General features: G+C 66.2%; 21 protein-coding genes. 3 read left to right on the forward strand and 18 right to left on the reverse strand.

The genetic code is table 11. From position 1 onward, the window contains the following. The 3 genes from EJJ38_RS15755 to EJJ38_RS15765 all read right to left on the reverse strand — a co-directional run. The coding region (locus tag EJJ38_RS15755; protein ID WP_127091108.1) for an aldehyde dehydrogenase family protein at positions 1-353 on the reverse strand (353 nt) is incomplete at its 3' end. 14 nt (positions 354-367) lie between these two features. After that, complete coding sequence (locus tag EJJ38_RS15760) at positions 368-1,450, reverse strand: isocitrate/isopropylmalate dehydrogenase family protein (protein ID WP_127091109.1); 1,083 nt, start codon at positions 1,448-1,450, stop codon at positions 368-370. Between the two features lie 16 nt (positions 1,451-1,466). Beyond that, positions 1,467-2,384 carry an amidohydrolase family protein gene (locus EJJ38_RS15765; protein ID WP_164738533.1) on the reverse strand — a complete coding sequence of 306 codons (918 nt, stop codon included), beginning with the start codon at positions 2,382-2,384 and terminating at the stop codon, positions 1,467-1,469. 164 nt (positions 2,385-2,548) lie between these two features. On the opposite strand from EJJ38_RS15765, the gene EJJ38_RS15770 reads away from it, so the two are divergent. After that, entirely contained in the window at positions 2,549-3,439 is an 891-nt protein-coding gene (locus EJJ38_RS15770) for a GntR family transcriptional regulator (RefSeq protein ID WP_127091111.1), read from the forward strand. An 84-nt stretch (positions 3,440-3,523) separates the two neighbouring features. Here EJJ38_RS15770 and EJJ38_RS15775 read toward each other — a convergent pair whose 3' ends face one another. The 7 genes from EJJ38_RS15775 to EJJ38_RS15805 form a co-directional block, all read right to left on the reverse strand. Next, positions 3,524-4,768: a M20/M25/M40 family metallo-hydrolase gene (locus EJJ38_RS15775; protein ID WP_127091112.1), complete on the reverse strand. Its 1,245-nt coding sequence runs from the start codon at positions 4,766-4,768 to the stop codon at positions 3,524-3,526. Between the two features lie 48 nt (positions 4,769-4,816). After that, positions 4,817-5,740 (reverse strand): 2-hydroxyacid dehydrogenase, encoded by a 924-nt coding sequence (locus EJJ38_RS15780; RefSeq protein WP_164738534.1) that lies wholly within the window; start codon positions 5,738-5,740, stop codon positions 4,817-4,819. A gap of 69 nt (positions 5,741-5,809) precedes the next feature. Then, on the reverse strand, positions 5,810-6,895 hold the full coding sequence (locus tag EJJ38_RS15785; protein WP_127091114.1) for an FAD-dependent monooxygenase: 1,086 nt from the start codon (positions 6,893-6,895) through the stop codon (positions 5,810-5,812). Between the two features lie 161 nt (positions 6,896-7,056). Beyond that, a complete protein-coding gene (locus EJJ38_RS15790) occupies positions 7,057-7,953 on the reverse strand; it encodes a polysaccharide deacetylase family protein (protein ID WP_127091115.1) in 897 nt (298 codons plus the stop codon). Between the two features lie 145 nt (positions 7,954-8,098). After that, positions 8,099-8,965: a substrate-binding periplasmic protein gene (locus EJJ38_RS15795; protein WP_127091116.1), complete on the reverse strand. Its 867-nt coding sequence runs from the start codon at positions 8,963-8,965 to the stop codon at positions 8,099-8,101. Positions 8,966-9,006: 41 nt separating this feature from the next. Then, the gene (locus EJJ38_RS15800; RefSeq protein WP_127091117.1) at positions 9,007-9,765 is read right to left on the reverse strand and encodes an amino acid ABC transporter ATP-binding protein; all 759 of its coding nucleotides are present in this window, start codon (positions 9,763-9,765) and stop codon (positions 9,007-9,009) included. 8 nt (positions 9,766-9,773) lie between these two features. Beyond that, entirely contained in the window at positions 9,774-10,439 is a 666-nt protein-coding gene (locus EJJ38_RS15805; RefSeq protein WP_127091118.1) for an amino acid ABC transporter permease, read from the reverse strand. Between the two features lie 508 nt (positions 10,440-10,947). On the opposite strand from EJJ38_RS15805, the gene EJJ38_RS15810 reads away from it, so the two are divergent. Then, the gene (locus tag EJJ38_RS15810) at positions 10,948-11,592 is read left to right on the forward strand and encodes a GntR family transcriptional regulator (protein WP_164738535.1); all 645 of its coding nucleotides are present in this window, start codon (positions 10,948-10,950) and stop codon (positions 11,590-11,592) included. A 226-nt stretch (positions 11,593-11,818) separates the two neighbouring features. On the opposite strand, the gene EJJ38_RS15815 is transcribed toward EJJ38_RS15810, so the two are convergent. From EJJ38_RS15815 to EJJ38_RS15850, 8 genes are all read right to left on the reverse strand, one after another. Then, positions 11,819-12,304 (reverse strand): DUF1269 domain-containing protein, encoded by a 486-nt coding sequence (locus tag EJJ38_RS15815; RefSeq protein ID WP_127091120.1) that lies wholly within the window; start codon positions 12,302-12,304, stop codon positions 11,819-11,821. A gap of 136 nt (positions 12,305-12,440) precedes the next feature. Further along, a complete protein-coding gene (locus tag EJJ38_RS15820) occupies positions 12,441-14,726 on the reverse strand; it encodes an FdhF/YdeP family oxidoreductase (protein WP_127091121.1) in 2,286 nt (761 codons plus the stop codon). Between the two features lie 136 nt (positions 14,727-14,862). Then, on the reverse strand, positions 14,863-16,542 hold the full coding sequence (gene cydC / locus EJJ38_RS15825) for a thiol reductant ABC exporter subunit CydC (RefSeq protein ID WP_127091122.1): 1,680 nt from the start codon (positions 16,540-16,542) through the stop codon (positions 14,863-14,865). After that, positions 16,539-18,245, reverse strand: a complete 1,707-nt coding sequence (cydD, locus tag EJJ38_RS15830; protein WP_205666192.1) for a thiol reductant ABC exporter subunit CydD — start codon at positions 18,243-18,245, stop codon at positions 16,539-16,541. The genes cydC and cydD overlap by 4 nt, the downstream gene beginning before the upstream one ends. A gap of 125 nt (positions 18,246-18,370) precedes the next feature. Then, the gene (locus EJJ38_RS15835; RefSeq protein ID WP_205666193.1) at positions 18,371-18,631 is read right to left on the reverse strand and encodes a hypothetical protein; all 261 of its coding nucleotides are present in this window, start codon (positions 18,629-18,631) and stop codon (positions 18,371-18,373) included. Positions 18,632-18,642: 11 nt separating this feature from the next. Beyond that, entirely contained in the window at positions 18,643-19,794 is a 1,152-nt protein-coding gene (gene cydB, locus EJJ38_RS15840; protein ID WP_205666194.1) for a cytochrome d ubiquinol oxidase subunit II, read from the reverse strand. A gap of 1 nt (position 19,795) precedes the next feature. After that, positions 19,796-21,358 carry a cytochrome ubiquinol oxidase subunit I gene (locus EJJ38_RS15845; RefSeq protein ID WP_127091124.1) on the reverse strand — a complete coding sequence of 521 codons (1,563 nt, stop codon included), beginning with the start codon at positions 21,356-21,358 and terminating at the stop codon, positions 19,796-19,798. 512 nt (positions 21,359-21,870) lie between these two features. Continuing rightward, a complete protein-coding gene (locus EJJ38_RS15850) occupies positions 21,871-22,494 on the reverse strand; it encodes a pyridoxamine 5'-phosphate oxidase family protein (RefSeq protein WP_127091125.1) in 624 nt (207 codons plus the stop codon). 131 nt (positions 22,495-22,625) lie between these two features. Here EJJ38_RS15850 and EJJ38_RS15855 point away from each other — a divergent pair, with 131 nt between their 5' ends. Beyond that, positions 22,626-23,531, forward strand: coding sequence for a LysR family transcriptional regulator (locus EJJ38_RS15855; protein WP_338021888.1), 906 nt, complete (start codon positions 22,626-22,628; stop codon positions 23,529-23,531). Positions 23,532-23,676: the final 145 nt, after the last annotated feature.

Genomic DNA, 23,676 nt, shown 5'->3' on the forward strand with positions numbered 1-23,676 from the left:
TCGAACACCACCGCGCTCTCGCTGGCATTGCTCTCCGTCACCTCGTCCGCGAGGAAGCGGGGGGCGCTGTCGGCGTAGAAGTCGCAGTTCCAGGCGCACTTCTCCACTTCCGCCTCGGCCTCGGGCAAAGGCTTGCCCATCTCCTGGGTGATGAGCAGGCCGTACCGCTCCTTGCCCGCCCGCAGCACGCGGGCCATGCGGCGCAGAAGCTCCACGCGCTCGGACAGCGGCGTGCGCGCCCAGATCGCCTGGGCGGACACGGCACCCGTCAGCGCCGCATCCACCGCAGATGCGTCATGCGGCTCGAAACGCGCAAGCTCTGCGCCCGTCGCGGGGTTGAGGGAGATGATCATCTGAAATCCTCAGCTCAGGCAGCGCGCGACGGGCTGGCGGCGACGAGACGGGCAATGACCGCCTTGGCGAAAGCCGTCGTACCGGTGGTGCCGCCAAGATCGCGGGTGCGGGTGGCCGGCTCGTCGATGGTCGCCTCAACGGCGGCCTCGATCACAGCGGCCGCCGCGATGAGCGCATCGTTGCCATCGCGCCGGCCGCGCCAGTCCAGCAGCATGGCGGCCGACAGGATGAGCGAGGTGGGATTGGCGATGTCGCGGCCCGCAATGTCGGGGGCGGAGCCGTGCTGCGCCTGGGCGACGCAATTGTTGGCGCCCGCATTGATGGACCCGCCAAGGCCCAGGCTGCCGCACAGTTCGGACGCCTCGTCGGAGAGGATGTCGCCAAACATGTTGGTGGTGACGATCACGTCGAACGTATCGGGGCGACGGATGATGTGGGCGCTCGCCGCATCGACGATCAGGTCGTCCAGCTCCACGTCCGGGAAGTCCTGCGCCACGCGACGCACTTCCTGGAGGAACAGCCCGTCGGACAGGCGCAGCACATTGGCCTTGTGGACCGCGGTCAGCTTCTTGCGTCGGCCCCGGGCGATCTCGAACGCCGCACGCGCCACACGGGCGCTGCCCTTCGCCGTCACCTTGCGCACCGCCAAAGCGATGTCGGGCTCCGGCATGAACTCGCCGCCACCGGCGAACATGTTGCGGTCGGCGTAGAAGCCCTCGGTGTTCTCACGCACGATGATGAGATCCATGGGCTTGCGCAGGATGGACATGCCCTCGCGCGACCGGCACGGGCGCACATTGGCATAAAGCTCGAAGGTCACGCGCAGCGCGCCGGAGGGGTTGATGCCGCCCTTGTCCTTCGCGGGATATTCGTAATGGGACACCGGGCCGAGAATGACGCCGTCCATCTCCGGCACGCGCTTCATCACCGGGTCCGGCAAGGTGGTGCCCTGCTCCTTCAGCGCCTTGAGGCCGATATCCATCTGTTCAAAGGAAAGGCCGAGACCGAGCCTTTCGTCGGCGGCCTTGAGGACCGCGAGCGTCGCCTCGGTGATTTCGGGGCCGATGCCGTCGCCGGGGAGCACGAGGATCTTCATCAGAAGTGTCCGTTCTTCAGGAGGGAAAATCGAAGAGCCGCGCCGCATTGGCAGCGAGGATGCGGTGGAAGGCGGCGTCATCGCCGCACCATGACTTGAGCGTGCGCAGCGCGGCTGCGCTGTCGATCTCGCGGAACGGTTCCACCGTGAGCGGCCCGCGGGCCGCCCGGTCCTTTCCGCCGCCGGTGTGCGGCCAGTCGGAGGCCCACACCATGCGGTCGGGCCGGGCCTGGATCATGGCGCGGGCGATGGGCTCAAGGTCTGCGGATCCGGCCAGTGCGGAGGCGCGGTAGAGCGCCGACAGCTTGACCCACACCTTGCCCGTCGCGAGAAGGTCGATGAGTTCCGCAAAGCCGGGCTGGCTCGGCCCGCGCTCCGCCTTGGCTCCGGCGAAATGGTCGAGAATGACGGGAGACGGGCTGGCGGCGATGGTTTCGGCCAGCCCCGGCAGCAGGGCCATGTCCGCATAGATCTGCACCGCGAAGCCGTGGCCGGCCACGCGACCGGCCGTAGCAGCGAAGGCATCCAGCGCGGCTTCGACGCGGGTCTCACCCTTGGATTCGAGATTGACGCGCACGCCCCGCACGCCGGCCGCCCACAGCGCCCGCAGATCGGCGGCGCTCGTGGCGCCGGGGTCGATCACCGCCACCGCCCGTCCGCGCCCCCGGAGCCGGGTAAGCGCATCGAGCAGGCAGGCATTGTCGGTGCCATAGACGCTGGCCTGCACCAGGACCACGCGGTCGATACCGAGCCCGTCGAGATGCGCCTCAAGCATGGCGAGGCTGGCGCGGCCGGGCGTGTAGGCCCGGCCATCCGCGAGAGGGAAGAGCGCCGGCTCGAACACATGGACGTGGCAGTCGCACGCGCCGGCGGGAATGCCGAGGCCGGCGACGTCGCGCTTCTGATCCGCCGTCACCGGCTTTGCCTCCGCCATCACCTGCCGCCCCACCCAGACTTTTATGTCGTTGAGGGATTGGTAGCGGAGCGTTTGGTACTTTTCAATCATAAAATACCAAACTTGATAGACTTCCAGTTTCCAACCGTCTCGGCGCCCGCCGCCGCTTGCAGGATGACAAGCGGCGGGGCACATGGACGGGCATGGAAACGCCGCTCGTCACACAGCTCGCCGCGCAGATCGTCGATCACATGAAGGCCGAGCGGATCGAGCCCGGCACGCAATTGGTCGAGCGAAAGCTGGCTGAGCAATTCCGCGTCTCCCGCTCGCCGGTTCGGCGGGCTCTGACGCTGCTGGAGCAGTCCGGCCATGTGGCGGCGAACCCCAGCCGGGGCGGCTTTACCGTGTGCGCCTTCGCCATGGACGCCGCCGCGCCGCCGAAGCCCTTGGCCTGGGACGAGGACGAGACCGCGTACCTGAAGATCGCCGAGGACAATCTGGAAGGCCGGCTGCCGGACAAGGTCACGGACAGCAAGCTGGCCCGCGATTACGGCCTCTCAAGCGCGCAGCTTCGCCGCGTGCTGGCGCGCATCGCCAATGAAGGCTGGATCGAGCGCCTGCCCGGCCATGGCTGGGCCTTCCTGCCCATGCTGAAATCCATGCAGTCCTACCAGGACAGCTATCGTTTCCGGCTGGCCATCGAGCCTGCGGCGATCATGGAACCCGGCTTCGTCCTCAACCGCGCGGCTTTGATCGCCTGCCGCATGCAGCAGCAGGAACTGGTGGACGGGCGCATCTGGGAAGTGTCCAACCCGACCCTGTTCGACCTCAACCGGAATGTCCACGAAGCCATCATCGCCTGCAGCCGCAACGTCTTCTTCATCGACAGCCTGAAGCGGGTGGACCGGCTGCGCCGGCTGATCGAGTACAAGCAATCCCTGGATCGCCAATATGCCGCTGTCCGGTGCAGCGAGCATGTGCAGCTCATCGACCTGCTTCTCGCGGAACGGCGCGAGGACGCGGCCGTTTTCATGCGGCGCCACCTCACCTCGGTCAGCATCGAGAAGATGATCGAACGCGCGCCGCGCGGCTGATCCTTGCAGCGGACGCCGGCGTGCCTGCCGCCGCCGGGAGCCGGCGGCGGATCGGGACTTTCGCCGAGAATGACGCGCCCTGCCTCACCGGCTGAGATAATCGAACGCCGAGAGGAGATGGCACTTCACCACATGGATGAATTCCTCCACCGGCACATGCTCGTCCACGCTGCCCATGCCGCGCGGGGCGGGGCCGTGGACGATGGCGGGCAAGCCCTTGTAGCGCCAGAGGCGGGCGTCGGTGGCACCCAGGCTGATGATGGGCGCCGGATCGATGCCTGAAATGTGCTTCGCGTTCTGGCGCACGTAATCCATCATCTCCGTGTCCGGCGGGGTCCAGGCCGGCTCCTCCGACAGGAGGACTCGGTAGGTCATTTCCGGATAACGGGCGACGATCTCGTCGATGCGCGGGAGAATGTCCTTCTCCGTCAGGCCGTTGGGCACGCGGATGTCCACCTGCACGCGGCATTCGGCGGCGATCATGTTCACCTTGATGCCGCCCGAGACGAGGCCGGGATTGACCGTCACCTTGCGGATGATGGAAGCCGCGCCCGCGCCATACTCGCCGTCGATCACCTGCGCCGCCGAGGTGATGGCGGATTCCAGGTTTCCGAGATCGGGAACGCTGATCTCCTTCAGCTTGGACAGTTCGGTGATCAGCTCGCTGGCGATCACCGTCGCGCTCGGGCTCATATGGGTATAGGCGCCGTGCGCGCCGGGCGTGCGGATGCGGAATTCCAGCCAGAGCGGCCCCTTCTCGCCGAAGCGGATGGTGCTGATGCCGCTCGGCTCGCCATTGAGGCAGCAATCGCCGAACACCTCGGGGCGATGCTCCGCCAGATAGCGCGCGCCCCAGGGGCCGAACGTCTCCTCGTCGGACACCACCACGAGGGAGAGCTTGCCCTTCAACTGCGCGCGGATGCGGCTGAGATAGGCATAGGTGAAGATGGACGCCGTGGTGCCGCACTTCATGTCGGCCGAGCCGCGCCCATAGATCTTTCCGTCCACCAGGGCGCCGCCCCACGGATCGTGGCTCCAGCCGCTTTCATCCTCCACCGGGAACACGTCCATATGGCCGTTGAGCGCCAGATGGCGACCGTCCGCGCCGCCCTCGAAGGAGGCGACGATGTTGGGCATGATCTCGTTGGGCGCGATCACCTCATAGGGAAGCTCCTGCGCCTCCAGGAACCGGCGCACATGCTCGGCGGCCACCAGCGTGTCGCCGGGCGGATTGGGGGTGCGGCAGCGGATGAAGTCCTGGGCGAACGCGATGAGCACCTCGCGGTCCGCATCCACCCAGGCTTCAAGATCTTGCTTCGTCACGGTCATGGGTCGCTCTCCAGGTCTTGCTGTTGGGGCGTGCCGATCCCGCGGCTCTCAATAGCCGGCGGCGGGATCGACAAGATGCAGGGGCGTCTGTCCGGACACGGCGCGACGGATGTTTTCCGTCACTTGCGCCATCGCCGTGTCCGGGTTGGTGGCGCTGGAATTGTGCGGCGTCACCGTGATGGCGGGATGCGTCCAGAAAGGATGCTCCGGGGGGAGCGGCTCCTGCCGGAAGACATCCAGAACCGCATGCCGCAGGCGGTCTTCATCGAGCGCGGCCACAAGCGCCGCGTCATCGACGAGCGCGCCGCGCCCCACATTGATGAGCGCGGCGCCGGGTCGGATCTCGTCGAAGAACCGGGCATCCACGATGTCCCGCGTCTGCGCGGTCAGCGGCAGCAGGAGAACGAGGATGTCGCATTGGCGCAGGAAGGCGGAACGCTCCACCTCCCCCGCATAGGTCTCGAACGCCATGCCGCTTCGGCGCGACCGGCTCCAGCCCAGCACGCGGAAGCCGATGCCCGAAAGAGCCGCCGCGCAGGCCTGGCCAAGTTCCCCGAGGCCCAGAATGCCCACGCAGGTGCGCTCCGGCGGCTGGGGGTGGATGAAGTCCCAGCGCCCGTCCCGCTGGGCCCGCGCGCTTTCCGGCAGGCGCCGGTGGAGCGCCAGGGTGTGCATCAGCACATATTCGCTCATGCGCGCGGTGAGGCCGGGATCCACCAGCCGCGCGATGGGCACGCCCTTGGGGAGCCGGGTGTCGGCGAGGAAATGATCGACCCCCGCCCCCAGAACCTGGATCAGCTTGAGGTTCGTGAGCGGCTCCAGAAGTCCCGGTGGGTGCTTCCAGACCACGGCCGCCGCCACATCCTCCGGCGGCACCCCGTCGAGGGTCCGGCGCATCTCGAAATCCGGCAAGGCGCGCTGGATCGCATCCGGCCAGCGCGGGTCGCTGGCGTCGCTGTGAAAAAGGATCACTAAGGGCCGGGATCCGGTCATGACCATTGCCATAGAGAGATGGATGGGAGGAGCGGAAACGGGCGGGCGCTATCCCGCCTGCGTCTCGATTTCCTGCTGGTAGCGGATGGCGATGGGGCTCACATTGTTGCGCCCGAGGAAGCTGCCCTTCTGGGAGCAGCGCACCACGTAATTGGCCGCCGGCCGCCGCGTGCTCTCATAGTCCCGGAGCGCCTGGTCGATGTCGCTCGTGTTCGCGAAGGCATCGCGAAGCGCCAGGGCATCGATGAAGGTCTGGCTCGCCCCCTGCGCCATGTCGGGCATCATGGGATGGGCCGCATCGCCCAGAAGGGTGATGCGGCCCTGGGTCCATGTGTAGGGGATGCCGTCCACGTCATAGAGCGGGCTCTCGACGATGATCTCCCGGGGCGTCATGGCCAAAGTCCGGGGGATATGCGTCTTCGTCCAGGCGCTGAAATAGGCGATGAAGTCGTCCAAAGTGGCGGCGCCCGACACGGAGCCGAACCAATAGGCCTTGCCCTCGCCGATGGGGATGACGGAGAGCCATCCGCCCGGCGTGTAGAAGCCGGTCTGCGCGGCTGGATCCACATCCACATCCGCCAGATCCACCACCGCGCGCCAGCGGAAGGCGTGGTGGTCGTTGGGCCGGAAGCTCACGCCGCCGATGATCTGCTCGCGAATGGTGGAATAGATGCCGTCCGCGCCGATGAGCACGTCGCACTCATAGCTCTCGCCATTGGTGAAATGGCAGACGGCTTTGTCGCCTTTGTCCTCGACGGACTTCACCTCGTAGCCGAACTTGATCTTCTCCATGCCGTACGCCTCGGCCAGCATGGTGCTCAAGGACAGGCGGTAGATCCCGACGGACGGCGCGCCGTATTTCTCCGGCCAGTCCTGCGTCTCCACATTGAAGAGGGGCTGCCCCTCGCGATCATAGCCGAGATAGCGGTCGAGCTTCACGCTCACCGCGTCGTAGCGCTCGCGCAGGCCGAGCCCGTAGATGGCGCGCCCGGCATTGGGCCACAGATTGAGCCCCGCGCCCGTGGCGCGTAGCAGCGGGGCCTTCTCGAAGACATCCACCTCGAAGCCCAGGGATGCCAGACCGATGGCGGCGGACACCCCGCCCAGTCCACCCCCGCAAATTCCAACGCGCATCTCGCTCTTCCTTCGACTGGACCGCCCGATTGGTTCACGTCTGGCGGCACGGGCCGGGCGTCGGGCGGGAGGGGCGCGCGCCCTCCCCGTCCGCCTCGCTTCAAGGCCGGGAAATATTCGTCTGCCCGGCGAACCGGGGAATGCTCACCCTTCAGGCGCGATTACTTGCGGCTCCAGGCGTCGGCCACCGCGTCGTGATAGGGGATCTTTTCCTTGGCGGGCGTGTATTGCCCCGTGGCGGTCATGTGGTTGACGTGCGCCGCGATCTCTTCGAGCGTGGCGAACCACACACCGCCCTTTTCCAGCATGGTCTGGATCATCTTCTCCATGTAGATCGCCCGCGAGAGGCGCCCCATGACGAAGGGATGCCAGACGGCGATCCACAGGCCGCCATACGTCCAGGCGGCCTCGAACTCGGCCATGAACACATCCATGGCCCGCTGCGGCGAGTTCACCTGGATGTGGTAGTTCAGGTCCGAATTGATGGTGAATTGCGGCCAGTCATCGAGGCCCCAATGGGTAGGAAGCTCCACAAGAGAGCCACGGTCGCCTTCCACGATATAGGGAACGTCATCCCCCATGAGGGATGAATCATAGGCGAATCCCTCGCGGCACAGGTAATTCAGCGTATTCTTCGAGAAGCGATAGCTCGGCGCCCGGAAGCCGCGCGGGCGCATGCCCGTCACCTTCTCCAAAGCCTCCAGGCTGCGCATGAACCAATAGTCCTCCATCTCGGCCGACAGCGTGTCGAGCCGCTCATGGAGATAGCCGTGGGCGCCCACCTCGTGGCCACCGTCCAGCATCATCCGGACCGTGTCGGGATAGCGCTCCGCCGTCCAGCCCGGCACGAAGAAGGTCTGTTTCAGGTCATACTGCTTGAAGATCTTCAGGATGCGCGGAACGCCCACCAGATCGTAGCGCAGCAGGGATGCGGTGCCGATCAGCGTGTCCGCCGTATGCCGGTGGGCATAGTGCAGAAGGCAATCGGTATCCATGTCGAAGGTGATGGCGACGGCGCAGCGGGCGCCATTGGGCCATGGAATGGGATTCTCGATCATGCCCCTTCTCCCTCGTCGGCTGGAGCAATGCTGAAATCTTGCCCGCCCCTCGCCGGAAGGAACGGCCGCGCAGCCTCGTGCCTGCGGTGCGCGGCCATCTCCTCGGGAGGGCGTGGAGCCGGCGGCGGGCGCCGCCGGCCAAGGGTCACTTCTTGTCCGTCGCCGGGGCTTCGGTGACCGTGCCGAACGGCGCCAGGTTGGGGGCGTCGAAATAGCGGCCGGTCATGCCGTAGCCGTTGGCCATGCGCTCCCAGCGCCCGGTCAGGAGCATGAAGTCGATGGAGGTGTTCAGGAAGTTCAGGAGGTCCTGGTTGCCGCGCTTCACGGTCCAGGCGATGGGCAGCAGGTTGTAGGGGTTCGCCTGGAACAGATCCACCACGCCGGGCTGCACCGACGCATAGCGGCGCGCCTGCCAGGCATCCTCGACGCCCACATCCGCGCGGCCGGCCGAGACCTCCACGAAGGGCGCCGTGAGGTTGCCGGTGCCGAGGGCGACGATGGTCGCCTTCGGGAAATTCTCCCTCACATATTCCTGCGCCGCGCCGCCCTGGACGACAGCGATCTTGAGGCCGTCCTGGTTGAAGTCGGCGAGCGCCTTGAAGCGCTCGTCGCCCTTCTTCACGATGGCGCTGTAGCCGAGATAGTGGATGGGCTTGGTGAATTCGACCGCCGCCGCGCGCTGGATGGTGGCGAAGGTGCCCGCGATGGACATGTCGAACTGGCCCGACTGGAGGCCCGCCGCGAAGTTCGCCCAGGTGGTCTCCACCAGCACCGGCTCGACGCCGATGGTCTTGAAGATGTAGCGCAGGCCATCGACGTAATAGCCCTTCACCTCGCCCGTCGCCGGGTCCTTGATGGTGCCGGGGGGCGAGGGAATATAGCCGACCTTGATGGTCTTATCCTTCAGGATGCGGTCCATGACCTGCGCGCCCGCGGGCTGAGCCCCGGCGGAGACCATGAGTGCTGCCAGCATCCCCCAGAGGACGAGCGGACGGCGGAAAAGGCTCTTCATCAGGTGATCCTCTCTCTTGACGGCCAAAGGTGTCGGCCCGCTCAGCGCAGGACGCGTTGAAGGAATTCCGCGGTGCGCGGATGGGACGGGTTGGTGAAGATCTTTTCCGGCGTGTCGATTTCGACGCGATTGCCGTCGTCCATCATCATCACGCGGTCGGCCACATCGCGGGCGAAGGCCATTTCGTGGGTGACCACCACCATGGTCATGCCGTCGGCCGCGAGGGCGCGCATCACGTCCAGAACCTCGCCCACCAGTTCCGGATCGAGCGCCGAGGTGGGCTCGTCGAACAGCATCACCTCCGGGTTCATGGCGAGCGCGCGGGCGATGGCAGCCCGCTGCTGCTGGCCGCCGGACAGGGTCTCGGGATAGACATCCACCTTCGCGGAAAGGCCCACCCGATCCAGCAGGGAGCGGGCCTGCGCGACCGCGTCCTCGCGCTTGCGCCTCTGGACCACGATGGGCCCCTCGATGACGTTTTCGAGGACGCTCATGTGCGGGAACAGGTTGAAGTTCTGGGACACCATGCCCATGCGCGCCCGCACCGCCGCGATGCGGGCCGGCTTGTCCTTCACAAGCGCGCCGCTGGCGCTCTTGCGGTAGCCGACGAGCTGATCCCCCAGCCAGATCTCGCCGAAATCATAGGCCTCCAGGAAGTTCATGCACCGCAGAAACGTGCTCTTCCCGGAACCGCTCGGGCCGATGATGGCCAGCACTTCGCCTTTGGTGATGTCGAGGTCGATGCCCTTCAGAACCTGGTGGGTCCCAAACGATTTCTGCACATTACGTGCCTTGATCATGATCTCTTTCATTGGCGCAGCTGCCACTTCCGCTCGAGGCGCTGCGAGGCATAGATGATGGGGTAGATGATGACTGCGAAGGCCACGGCCAATACGGTGTAGATCTCCAGCGGCCGGTAGGTGCTGTTGATGAGGTTGTTTGCCTCGTGAAGCAGCTCGTAGACCGCCAGGGCCGAGCCCAGCGTCGTCAGCTTGATGAGCGAGGCGAACTCATTGATGAAGGGCGGGATCATCCGCCGGATCGCCTGGGGCAGGATGATCCTGCGCATGGACTGCGAATAGCTCATGCCGATGGCGCGCGCGGCGTCCCACTGGCCCTTGCTGATGGAATTCACCCCGGCCCGGAAGATCTCGCCGAAATAGGCCGCCGCATGCAGGCCGAGGCCCACGGACACCGAGGCGGTGTTGCTCAACTGGAGCCCCGTGAGGATCGGCAGCGAATAATAGATCCAGACCAGCTGCACGAGCGCGGGCGTGGAGCGGAACAGCTCGATGAAGGTGGCGGCCGGGGCGCGCAGCAGGACCATCTCGCTGCGCCGCATGAGGCCGAGCGCAAGACCCAGGGTCAGCCCGATCAGCGTCGCCCAGAAGGTGATCTGGGCCGTCACGATCGCGCCGCGGATGAAGACCGCGCGATAGTCCCAGACGATCTGGAAGTGCCAGGTATAATCCATAGGGTGTAGATCAGCCTCCAGACACTACCATATGTTGCGTCATCATCTTTGCATGCTGCATGCAACTTTTTAAGCAAAGCAAGGCATGTGCCAGCCGAACGATGGCGGACCTTAGGTGCGATTACGGAGGCCCATGCGGGATCGGAAACGGGGTGAAAAGTGGCGTCCGAGGCAAAGCCGTGCCCAATTCGCTGGCACCTGCCGCAGCGTTAATCAGAACACGAGGCGGTCGCGCTGCTCTTCATTCCACCGAAGGCCCTTCGAATGCGCGCGCCCCCTTGAACTTCGCGCCGACGCGCTGCAAGTCTCACTCTGCATGCAGCCCATCGCGGGTTCGCCGCAGGTCCGCCCAAGGCGAGATTGCGAGACGGGCTGCGCCTAAGACGCCCGGAAGATGGGCAAGGGATCAGAGGCCGGGAGAATGCGGAACAGTGCGGGGGAAAATGGGGGATCTTCCGGGCAGCAGACAGATCCTGCCGAACCGTCCCGGCTCCAGCGGACCGTTCTCGTGCAGCCGCTGACGCCTGCCGTCACGCGATCGGCGCGCGTGGCGGATCAGGTCTATCGCCATCTGCGCCGGGCCATCATTTCCGGCGAGATCGAATCCGGCGCCCGCCTGCGGGAAGTCGAGATCGCCCAGACGCTGAATGTCAGCCGGACGCCCGTCCGCGAAGCCATCTCCCGCCTCATCGGCGACCTGCTGGTGCGCGAGCACGAGACCACGGGCGTCGAGGTGGTCGATATGGCCAGCGACATGATGGACGTCCACCATATCCGCGAATCCCTCGAACTGTGCGCGGCCCGCCTTGCCGCGGAGCGCATCACCGACGCGCAGCTTCAGTTGCTGGAAGACCTCGTGGAGAGGGGACAGACCGCCTCGCCCGAAGAGCGGGTGCGCATCAACCACCAGTTCCACGTCACCATCATCCAGGCCTCGGGCTCGCCGCGCCTGATCGAGATGATCACCAGCTTCAACGAATATTTCCTGCATCCCGCCTGGATCACGCGCAGGGAAAAGAAGCTGGTCGGCCAGGCGCTCCGGGATCACAAGCAGATCGTTGACGCGCTGCGCGCCCGCTCCCCGGACCAGACGGAGAAGATCCTCCGCCGCCACCTGAAGCTCGGCCTCATGCAACTGGCCGACGGCGGGTGAGGGCAGAAACCTTCGACGTGGCGCCGACCGCAGGCCCGACCATCAATTCGGACCGACGTGATCGCCTTCCGCTCACCGCTCCCGGCGGATGCGCGGCGTGGCCCGCCTCGTCTCACATGCCCCAGGATCGAGATCGACCCACGGCAGGCAGCCAAGCATGCCATCTCGGGCCGGGCGCTTCCCCCTGCCCGAGATGGAGCTTACGCATGCGTGTGGCTTTGGGTGCTCAAGCGCCCTTGATCGCCGCCTGCAGCTTCTCTTCCTGCTCCGTGGAGAGGTTGGTCCAGAGCACCTTCCCACCGAACTTGGACATGTCAGCCACGACCTTGTCGGCGGTGACCTTCCGAACGAGCACGCACAAGGCCGCCTGTCCGATGCCCAGCGCGGAGCTGGCCTGCTTGACGAAGTCGTCGTTGATGCCGACGTCCGTGAACCTGCCCGCGAGCGCCCCGGCACCCGCTCCCACGGCCATGCCCAGCAGCGGGTTGAGGAACAACAGGCCCACAAGGCCGCCCCAGAGGCCGCCGGAAGCCGCGCCGGTCAACGTGGTATTGACCAGCTGGTGCAGCTTGATGGAGCCGTCTTCCTGGCGCACGGCGATGACGGCGTCGCCCAGCTCGATCAGGTATTCCTTCTGCAGCTTCAGCAATTCCTGCCGCGCAGCCTCCGCCTTTTCCTCATTCTCATACGCAACAACGATAAGGTCGGCCATGATACCCTCCTGCGCTGGAGACACGCCTTCATTCGGAAGCGTTTTCTCGCAACTCACTATATGCACATTGAACACTACGGCCCTTTGACCGGCCGGTGCCGGGAATAGCTTAAGCCCGAGCTTATGGGAACGGGTGTCAGCCCTGCCCCACCTGCGCCGCGGGGCGCAGCCGGACAGGCACGGACTTGTAGCTCGGAACACCGCTGGCGCGGTCGTAATCCTTATATCCAATCAGCACGTTCGCTTCGGGATAATAGGCCGCAACCGACCCGCGGGCGATGGGATAGGACACCGCCGTGACCCCGGCGAGGACCCGGTCTTCCTGCGCGACAATGTCGATGCAGTCCCCATGCGCGAGCCCCGCATCGGCAAGGTCATCGGGGTGGATGAACACCACGTCCCGCCGCCCCGTCACGCCGCGATAGCGGTCGTTCAGGCCGTAAATGGTGGTGTTGTATTGGTCGTGGCTGCGCAAGGTGGTGCAGACGAGCGTGCCTTCATCACGCCCGTCATCCTCGTCGAGCGCCGAGGAGGTGAGGAAATGCGCCTTGCCGTCCGGCGTGTTCCATTTGCGCTCCGATGCCGGAACCGGCAGGCGAAAGCCGCCGGGGGTGCGGATGCGGGCGTTGAAATCCGCGAAATCCGGAAACACCTCCTCGATCTTGTCCCGGATGCGGTCATAGTCCGCCACCATGCCCTCCCAATCGATGGTGCTGTCGGGCAGCGTCGCGCGGGCGATGGCCGCGAGGATGGACACTTCGGAGCGCAATTGGTCCGACGCCGGCTTCAGGCGTCCGCGCGAGGCGTGGACCATGGACATGGAATCCTCGACCGTCACCGACTGGGCGACACCCCCCTGCAGGTCGCGCTCGGTGCGGCCGAGGCACGGAAGGACATAGGTGTGCTTGGCGGTCAGCAGCGCCGAGCGATTGAGCTTGGTGATGATCTGGACATTCAGGTCCATCCCACGGAACGCGGCGAACGCCACCTGCGGGTCGGGCATGGCCACGGCGAAATTGCCGCCCAGCCCGATGAAGGCGCGCGACGATCCATCGGCCAACGCGGCCAGCGTGCGGACCGCATTGTGCCCGTGCTTGCGCGGCGCCTGGATGCCGAATGCCTTGTCCAGGCGCGCAAGGAAGGGTTCCGCCGGGATTTCCGTGATGCCGACCGTGCGGTCGCCCTGCACGTTGCTATGTCCGCGCAGCGGGCAAATGCCGGCGCCTTCCTTGCCCATGTTTCCGCGCAGCAGGAGCAGATTGACCACCTGGCGGACATTCTCGGTGCCGTGGCGGTGCTGGGTGATCCCCATGCCATAGCAGGCGATGACGCGCTCGGCCGACCAGTAGGTCTCGGCCATGCCCTCTATGGCCGCCCGCGTGAGGCCGGAGCGATGCTCGATATCGGTCCATTCGGTGCCGTTGAGATCCGCGACGAGGTCCTCAAAGCCGACCGTATGCTCGCCGATGAACACGCGATCCAGCAGGCCGGGACCGCCATTGCCGAGATCGGCGGTGTCGGCGGCCAGAAGGGCCTTCATCATGCCCTTCAGCACGGCCACGTCCCCGCCGACCTTCACCTGATGGTAGGAGGACGCGAGGGGCGTGGACTGGAGGGTAAGCATCTCCACGGGGCTCTGCGGCGGGGCGAAGCGCTCCAGGCCGCGTTCCTTCAACGGGTTGAGCACGACGATGGGCTTGCCGCGCAGCGAAACCTCGCGCAGCGTGGTCAGCATGCGGGGATGATTGGTTCCCGGATTGTGGCCGATGCAGAACACCGCGTCCGCCGCATCGAAATCCTCCAGCGTCACCGTGCCCTTCCCCACGCCGATGGACTGGGGCAGCCCCACGCTGGTGGGCTCGTGGCACATGTTCGAGCAATCGGGGAAATTGTTGGTGCCGAACGCCCGCGCGAACAGCTGGTAGATGAAGGCCGCCTCGTTGGAGGCCCGGCCGGACGTGTAGAATTCCGCCTGGTCGGGATGATCAAGTGCCTGCAGCTGCGCGGCGATCCCCGCGATGGCCTCCTCCCAGGAGACCGGCACCATACAGTCCGTGGCGGGATCATAGCGCAGCGGCTCGGTGAGCCGGCCGACATTCTCCAGGTCATGATCCGACCAGGTCCACAGCTCGGAAACGGTATGGCCGGCGAGGAACTCCGCCGTCACGCGCTTGGAGGTGGCTTCCCACGTCACGGCCTTGGCGCCGTTCTCGCAGAACTCAAAGGATGAGGTGTGCTTGGGATCAGGCCACGCGCAGCCGGGGCAATCGAAGCCGTCAGGCTGGTTCATCTCCATCAGCGCGCGGGTATCCGGGCTGGTGCCCATTTCGTTGCGCACCGCCTTCGCTACGGCGGCAAGCGCGCCCCACCCGCCGGCCGGGCCGGAATAAGGGGCGACGCCTTCAACAGGTTCATTGCTCATGGGACGACCTCGTTGGCTCGGTGACGAATGGACTGAACACATCCCGCCTCTGCTGCGCTGCGCGCGACAGCCGATGAGCGGGACGGAAAACGCATAAGCTCGAACTCAATCTCGTCGCGCATCGCCCGCGCAGGTGTCAGCCCGGCGTGACCAACACACCTGCCTCCAGCCGCACGATTTCGTCGGCGAAGGCTTGTGCTGCGGCGGGATCGTGCGTGATCAGGAGCGTGGTGCGCCCATGGGTGGCCATGGCGAGGGAGGCCAGAAGGCGACGCGCGGTTGTTGCGTCGAGGTTTTCCGTGGGCTCGTCCAGCACCAGAATGCGCGGCTCCCGCACCAAGGCGCGGGCCAGGACCAGCCGCCGCGCTTCGCCCGCCGACAGCCGCGTGCCGCCTTCGCCCACGAATGTGTCCAGACCATCGGGCAGGCGCGCCACGACATCGGACAACAACGCTGCATCCAGAGCGCGCGCCATGGCCGCCTCGTCGGCCTCCGGCGCCGCCATGAGTAGGTTGGCCCGGATGGAGCTGTTGAACAGATGGGTCTCCTGCGCGGCCACGCCCACCAAGGCGCGCAGATCCTCCGGGCGATACAGGCGCAGATCGTGCCCGCCGAGCCGGATGTCGCCGTCATACTCCCAGAAGCGCAGCAGAAGGCGCCCGATGGAACTCTTGCCCGCCCCGCTCGGCCCGAGGATGGCGATCCGCCGCCCGCTGGGGATATGCAGGTCCAGCCCGTCGAGCGCGAACGGGGCCGCCGGCCCGTACCGCAGGCGCACGGCGGAAAAGCGCAGGCTGAAATCGTCCGGGACGGGTGAAGGCGCGACCGGGGATGTCACGTCCGGCGGCGTGTCCGCGAGGGCGAACATGCGGCGCGCGGCGGCCATCACCTCGCCCCAGCGCTGCACGGCGGCCGGCAAGGTCGCGACGGCCTCGAAGCTCGCCAGCGCCGCCAGGGTGAGCGCGGGGGCCATGGCCGGTGCGAGCGCGCCCGCCGTCACGCCGGCGATGGCCAGGACGGCGACGCCCCACAAAGCGAGGGACGCGCACAGGCCGAAGGCCGCCTCCGCCAAAGCACCATAGGCAGCAGCGCGCCGCTGGGCTTCCAGCAGGCGCCCGCTGATCCCGTCGATGGCCGCAAGCTGGCGCCCGCCGGCGCCCGCCGCCCGCAGGTCCGGCGCGCCCTGGACGAGATCCACCAGGGCCACCCGTAATTCGGCGCGCAAATGCACCGTTTCCGCGCTCGGCCGGGCGGCGGCCCGGCGTGTGAGCGCCGGCACGAGCCCGCCCGCGCACAGCAGCAGGCCCGCCACCACCACGGCCGCAGGTGGATGCAGGAGCGACAGGACGGCGATGATCGCCACCGCGCAGACGAGGGACACGGCGAGCGGCGTCCCCAGCCGCAGGAATGCGTGCTGGAGGGTGTCGATATCCGCCTGGAGGCTGGAGGCGAGATCGGCGCCCCGGCGGTCCTGAAGCTGGCCCGGCGAGAGGGGGATGAGGCGGCGGAACAGCCAGAGCCGCAGATGCGCCACGACGCGGAAGACCGCTTCATGGCTCAGGATACGATCCAGATAGCGCCCGCCGGTCCGCAGGATGGCGAAGAACCGGATCCCCGCCGCAGGCAGGAAATAGTTCATCATCCCGGTGGTGACACCGGCGATGGCCATGGAGGCGATGAACCAGCCCGCCACCGCCATGAGGCCGAAGCTGGCGAGAATGGTGACGCAGGCGGCGAGCCCGGCGAGCAGCATCCAGCCGCGCTGCGCGCCCGCGAGGCCCAATAGCCGGCCGAGGAGGGCGAAGTCCCCCTTCATGGCGCAAGCCCCGCATCGCGCAGCAGGGCGGAGAAGCGCGCGCCATCCGCCATGAGCTGCGCACGAGCCCCCGCCTCCACGATGCGCCCGTGATCCATGAAGAGGATGCGGTCCGCACGCTCCACCGTGGCGAGGCGATGGGCCACCACCAGCGTCGTGCGTTCGCGGGCGAGGTCGCGGACGGCCGCGCTCACCGCCGCCTCGGTCGCGCGGTCGAGGCCCGCCGTGCCTTCGTCCATGATGAGGAGGCGGGCATCCTGCTTGAGAAAGGAGCGGGCGAGAGCGATGCGCTGCACCTGCCCGCCCGAAAGGGTCTGGCCATGCTCACCCAGCGGCGTGTCATACCCTTTCGGGAGAGCCGCGATGAAAGCGTCCGCCGAGGCGTGGCGCGCGGCGGCACGCACCATTTCAAGATCGGCGGTGGGATCACCCAGCCGGATATTGTCCAGCACGCTGCCCGCGAACATGTGCGGCCGTTGCGGCACATAGGCGACGGCCCCCATGAAATGGGCCGGATCGAGGGCCCGCAGATCGTGACCGTCCACCAGGATGCGCCCGGACTGGGGGGTGAGGAAGCCGAGGAGCAGGCTCAGCAACGTGCTCTTGCCCGCCCCGCTCGCGCCCACCAGGGCCGTGATCTCGCCCGGCTTCAGGTCAAATGAGACCCCATCCACGGCCGGCCGCCCATCCTCCCAGGCATAACCCACCGCCTCGCACCGCACGACGATGCGGGGGCCGAAGGCGGGGCGCGCGGCGCCGGGAGCGGGAGCCTTCTCGCGCAGCAGGCCGAGGATGCGCTCGCCCGCCGCCAGCGCTTCCATGCGGGCATGATAGTCCACGCCGAGCTGGCGCAGCGGCGCGTAGAATTCGGGCGCCAGCAGCAGCACGAAGAAGCCCGTCTCGAAAGCGAGCATCCCGTCCAGGAGACGGAAGCCGATGAGCACGGCCACCACCGCGATGCCAACGGTGGCGAAGAATTCCAGCGCCAGCGCGGAGAGGAAGGCCACGCGCAGCACCTGCATGGTGGAGCGCCGGTAATCCTCCGATGCGGCGGCCAGGATCTCGGTTTCCCGCACTTCCGCATTCAACGCCTTGAGCGTGACAAGGCGCTGGAGCGCATCGAGAAGCCGGCCGGAAAGCCGCGTGAGGCTCTGCCATTGCCGCCGGTTCATCCCTTCCGCCTTCTGGCCGAGGATGATCATGAAGAGCGGGATGACAGGGGCGGTGGCCAGGAGCACGAGGCCGGAAATCCAATCGCGCGGCAACACCACGGCCAGGATCACCAGAGGCAGCGTGGCGAGAATGCCCATATGGCTGAGGAAGCGGGAGACATAGGGCTCCAGCCCGTCCACGCCCTCGATGACGATGGTCGCGAGATCGCCGGAGGCGGACGCCCGGCGCGCGGGGGCCACCGCCTCCACATGGCGCAGCAGTTGTGTCCGCACCCGGGCCTTGAGGCGGGCGGCGGCGGCCAGCGCCGCGCGGTCGGCACCGTGGGTGAGCGCGAAGCGCAGCAGGAGCAGGGGCAGAACCGGCAGGAGCCAGGGCCACGCGGCCTCCACCCCGCCTTGCCCCATCACCACCGGCGCGATGGCGGCGGCGATGAGCCAGGCCTGGGGCACCACGAGCGCGGCGGAGAGGGCGCCGAGCGCCATGGCCCGGCGCAGCAGCGGCCCGCCGGCCGCCTTGGCTTCACCGCGCAACCATGGCTCGACACGGGCCGCCTGCGCGGACGATGCGGCCTCGCTCCCCTTACCCATGGTCAGGCAAGGGGCGAGAAGGGAGGAGGAAGAGCGGGCGGATCACGAAGATGGACCGGCGCGAGGGCTCAGAGCCTCTTTGCGCCGTCGCCCTTGGCAGAGCCGGCGACGATGTGGACCACATCCCCCGCGGGCGCGGAGGCGTTGCCGCCGCCGGCCTTGGCCTCCTCCTGCGCCTCGAACAGGACGCCGGCGGAAACCGCCACCAGGATCATGAAGCCTGTGCCGAGCACCCAGGAGAGATACCAGGGACCGTAATCCCCCAGGATCACCGCGATCACGATGGCGATGACCGAGATCCCCATGGCGATGATATATTGCATGAACATGGGCGATCCCCTCAAAGCGCGTGTTCGGACGCCGCGACGTCCTTGACATCGACCTTGCCCCGCATGACCCAGAACGCCCAGCTAGTGTACCAGACGATCAGCGGCATGAAGACGAGGGTCCAGCCCGTCATCCAACCCAGGGTCCTGAGGCTGGAACCGGAATTCCAGACCGTCAGGCTATGCGAGGGGTTGGTGATGGACGGCATCATGAAGGGGAACATGGCCGCGCCCACGGTTCCCATGACGCCGATCCAGGCCAGCGCCCCAAGCCACCAGGCCAATGCCGGCCGGTTGGCGGCCAGGGACAGCACGCCGAGGATGAGACCGGCATAGGTGAGCGCCGGGAAGGTCCAGAGGGCGGGATACTTGGCATAGTTGGCGAGCAGCGCGCCGGCCTCGCGAACCACCTGCTGGTGCAGAGGGGTCTGCGCGGCGGCGGCGGCCGGCCCGCTCACCAGCTTGAACCCGTCCATCGTCGCCACCCAGAAGCCGCAGCCGGAGAAGACGACCACGGCCACGAGGGCGAAGACCACGGCGGCGGTGCGGGCCCGGTCGCTGACCGGCGCCGAAGCCGCAGCCGCAAGGCGCGTGCCGCCCATATAGATGGCGAGCGACAGGGACATCACCCCGCACAGGACGGCGAAGGGATTGAACAGGCTGATGAAGCTGCCGGTATAGTAGGAGGTGAGGCGCCAATCGAAATTGAACGGCACGCCCAGGATCACATTGCCGACGGCGGCGCCGAACACCACCATGGGGATGCAGCCGCTGATGAAGAGCGTCGCGTCCCACACATTGCGCCAGCGCTCGGACGGCATCTTGCTGCGGTACTCGAAGCCGAGCGGCCGCACGATCATGCTCCAGAGCAGCACCAGCATGACGATGTAGAAGCCGGAAAAGGCAGTGGCATAGACGAGCGGCCAGGCGGCGAAGATGGCGCCGCCGCCGAGGATGAACCACACCTGGTTGCCGTCCCAGTGGGGGCCGATGACGTTGATGGCCACCCGGCGCTCCACGTCCGTGCGGCCCACATAGCGCAGGATGGTGCCCACGCCCATGTCCATGCCCACCATCACGCCTATGCCGGTCAGCAGCACGCCCAGCAGCACCCACCACAGGACCTTCAGGAGGGCGTAGGCCTCCAGTGCGAAGAAACCTTCCATCTCAGTAGGCCCCCGCCAGCTTGGCCGCGCCCGCATGCCCGTGGGCTTCGGGGCCCTTCTTGATGAAGTGCAGCATCAGGAAAATCTCGACGATGGCGAAGATGGTGTAGAGCAGCACGAACCCGCTGATCGAGAACACCATGTAGGACACCGAGTGGGTGGAGGCCGAGAGCCAGGTGGGCAGCATCTCGTAGACCGACCAGGGCTGCCGCCCCACCTCCGCCACAAGCCACCCCATCTCGCAGGCGAGGAACGGCACGGGGATCATGAGCACCGAGGCCCACTGGAACCAGCGCTGCGTCTCCACCTTGTTGGCCAGCGACATCATGGTGGCGAGCACCATGTAGGCCAGCATCAGGAGGCCGAACCCCACCATCAGGCGGAATGACCAGAAGACGATCCAGACTTCCGGGATGGCGTCGCGTGCCGCCTGCGCGATGTCGGCATCGGTCACCTTGGTGAGATCGCCGCCGGGCGCGTAACGCTGCACCAGGAAGCCGTATCCCACATCGGCGCCGTGCGCCTTGAACTGCGCCAGTGCCGCTGCGTCCTGCGGGTTGGCGCTCAGCTTCTCCATGGCCTGGACCGCGGGAATGCCGTTGCGCACCCGCTCGCGCGCCCTCCCCTCCAGTTCGTCGATGGCCGGGACGGTGCCCGACCAGGAGTGCGTGACCAAGAGCGAGAGCAGGGCCGGGACGGTGATGGCGAAGTCGTTGCGCTGCTCCGCCTGGTTCGGCAGGGCGATGGCGGTGAACGACATGGGCGCCGGCTCGCTCTTCCAGAGCGCCTCCATGGCGGCCAGCTTCGTGGGCTGCACATGGGCGCCCACATAGCCGAGCGCGTCACCGAGGGTGAGCACGCCCGCGCTGCCCAGCACGCCGAACACCGCCGCCACCCGGAACGAGCGGCGCGCGAAATCGATGTGGCGCCTCTGCAGAAGATACCAGGCGCTGACACTGCAGACGAAGATAGCGGCCGTGACATAGCCGGCCAGCACTGTGTGCACGAACTTCGCCTGGGCGTCCGGGTTGAAGAACAGGTCGGCGAAGCTCGTCAGCTCCATGCGCATGGTCACCGGGTTGAATTCGGCGCCCTGCGGATGCTGCATGAACGAGTTGGCGACCAGGATCCACAGCGCGGAGAAATTCGAGCCCAAGGCCACGAGATAGGTGACGATGAGATGCTGCGCCTTGGTGAGGCGATCCCAGCCGAACACCATCAGGCCGATGAAGGTGGATTCCATGAAGAAGGCCATCAGGCCCTCGATGGCCAGCGGCGCGCCGAACGTGTCACCCACGAAGCTGGAATAGTAGGACCAGTTCGTGCCGAACTGGAATTCCATGGTGAGGCCGGTGGCCACGCCCAGGGCGAAATTGATGAGCAGCAGCTTGGTCCAGAACTGCGTCATCTGCCGGTAGATCTCCCGGCCCGTGGTCACATACACCGTCTCCATCACCGCCAGGAGAACGGTGAGGCCGAGCGTGAGCGGCACGAACAGGAAGTGGTAGAGCGCTGTCGATGCGAATTGCAGCCGCGACAGATCCACGACGAGATCATTCACCATGCACCAGCCCCCACGAATCGCTCGGCACCCCTGCGGCCCTGCGCAGTAACAATCCGGCGAGCGTTCACTGCTGAGGATGGCTCAAGTTATTCTAATTCGTCAACCGCATCGGCAGCTTTGCCGTGCAATCGCCACCAGTGCATTCAAAATACGCCTTGCATTCCTGAAACATATTCCGCTCAGGAGAAGAGATCAGCCGGCTACCTCTTTTTCTGAGCCTATGAAAATGGAAGTCTTTTTCTTGTACTTTATGCTCTTCAAAACTTATATTTTTTAGTTTTCTCAACGATATTAAAAGTTTTTCTGTGAAAAAAGAAACACATACGATTTCGATTTCTTACTGTAGCCCCCAGAGTTCAGTCTAATCAACGAACCGCAGGCGGGCGATGGGAAGGAGCAATGATGCGCGTGTTCATCAATATGCTGCACGCGATTAACGACGAGGCCCCGCTTCCGGACTGACGGCCTGCAACCCGGATGCAACGCATTGAAGCCGCTTTCACTCCCGTGGCTCAGTCTCGCGCCGCGAGCGCCGCCTTGAGGGCTGCATTTTCCGTTTCGAGTTCCGCCAGATGCTCGCGAAGGGGCAGAACGGCACGGGCGATCTCATCCTCCGTGAAGCGCGGCGTGATGTGTTGCGGGCAGTTCCAGTCGAACGCCTCGAGCCGGACCTTGAAAATCCGATCGGGCCTTGCCTTCGCCTTGGGATCGATGACGCGCTCCGTCAGCGCCGGATCCGCATCCACCGGCACCACTTCGATATGCCCATAGATCTTGAGCCGGGCCCGGCGCGGATAGTCCATCAGGATCATGGAGACACGGTCGTCGGCGCGCAGATTGCCCAGGCTGATATATTGCCGGTTGCCGCGATAATCGGCGAAGGCGATCGTGGTCTCGTCCATGAGCTTCACGAAGCCGGGCGCACCGCCGCGATGCTGGACATAAGGCCAGCCGGTCTCGGACACCGTCGCCATGTAGAAGCTGTCGCGCTGCGCGATGAAGGCGGCCTCATTGGGCGTGAAGCGGTCGAACGCGCGATGTCCCTGGAAATCCTCCCAGAGGTGGCTCGCGCCCATCTCCGCCTGTGCGGCGCGCACACTCGGCGTCACGGCGATATCCAGAAATCCGTAGGACATGGCCTTCTCCCCTTCACACCCGCAAATGAACCCGTTGGTGCATAGATAGAGCATTCCGCCTATCGAGATAATCCGATAAGAGTGAGAGATACTCTTCCAGAATTTGGAATAAAATGGACCGCCTGGAGGCCATGTCGATCCTGCTCCTCACCGTGGAGAAGGGCAGCTTCACGGCGGCGGCCAAGGCGCTCAACATGCCCTTGCCGACGGTGAGCCGAAAGCTGCGGGAGCTTGAAACCCATCTCGGCACGCAGTTGCTCGTGCGCAGCACACGGAAACTGGCGCTGACCGATGCGGGCGCCACCTATGTGGGCGCGGCCCGGCGCATCCTGCGGGAGATCGACCATGCGGAGCGTGTCGCGTCGGGCGAATTTGAAGCCCCGCGCGGCGAACTGGTGATCACGGCGCCCATCCTGTTCGGCCAATTGCACGTCCTGCCCATCGTGACCGAATTCCTGGCGACCTATCCAGAGATCTCGGTCCGGCTCCTGCTGTCGGATCGCAACCTTCATCTGATCGAAGACCATGTGGACATGGCCGTGCGGATCGGGACCTTGCCCGACAGCAGCATGGTCGCGACCCGTGTCGGCGCGATGCCGACCGTGGTGTGCGCGAGCCCCACGCTCCTGGCCACACGCGGCACACCGAAGCTGCCTGACGACCTCGCGGCCTTTCCGTGCGTGACGTTTGACGCGTTCGCTCCAAGAGCGATCTGGACCTTCACGCGCGGTGATGGATCCGGAACCGTCGAGATACCCATCACGCCGCGCCTGAGCGTGACCACGGCCGCGGCCGCCGTCTGGGCCGCCATGCAGGGCATCGGCGCGACGCGGCTGTTCCTCTACCAATGCGCGGACGCGCTGCGGCAGGGAGATCTCCTGCCGATCCTGCGTGACTTCCAGCTCGACCCGGCGCCCGTCAGCCTACTTCATGCCGCGCGCGGGGCTCTCCCGCTGAAGATGCGGGTTTTCCTCGATTTCGCGACAGGCCGCTTGCGAACCCGGCTGATCGGCCTGGGCCAATCCATGGCCGAATGAGCCGAAAGGTCCGCCGCATTGCCCCCGGTCATCGCGCGATCACAACAGCGGGGGGCGGTGCCTCACCGCGCGAAGGGCGTGCTAGGGTGACGAAGCGTCCGGCACGCTCCGAGAGAACCGCCAGCCCGGAATGCATCGAAGAATG

It is taken from the genome of Aquabacter cavernae (assembly GCF_003993795.1).
GTDB lineage: Bacteria > Pseudomonadota > Alphaproteobacteria > Rhizobiales > Xanthobacteraceae > Aquabacter > Aquabacter cavernae.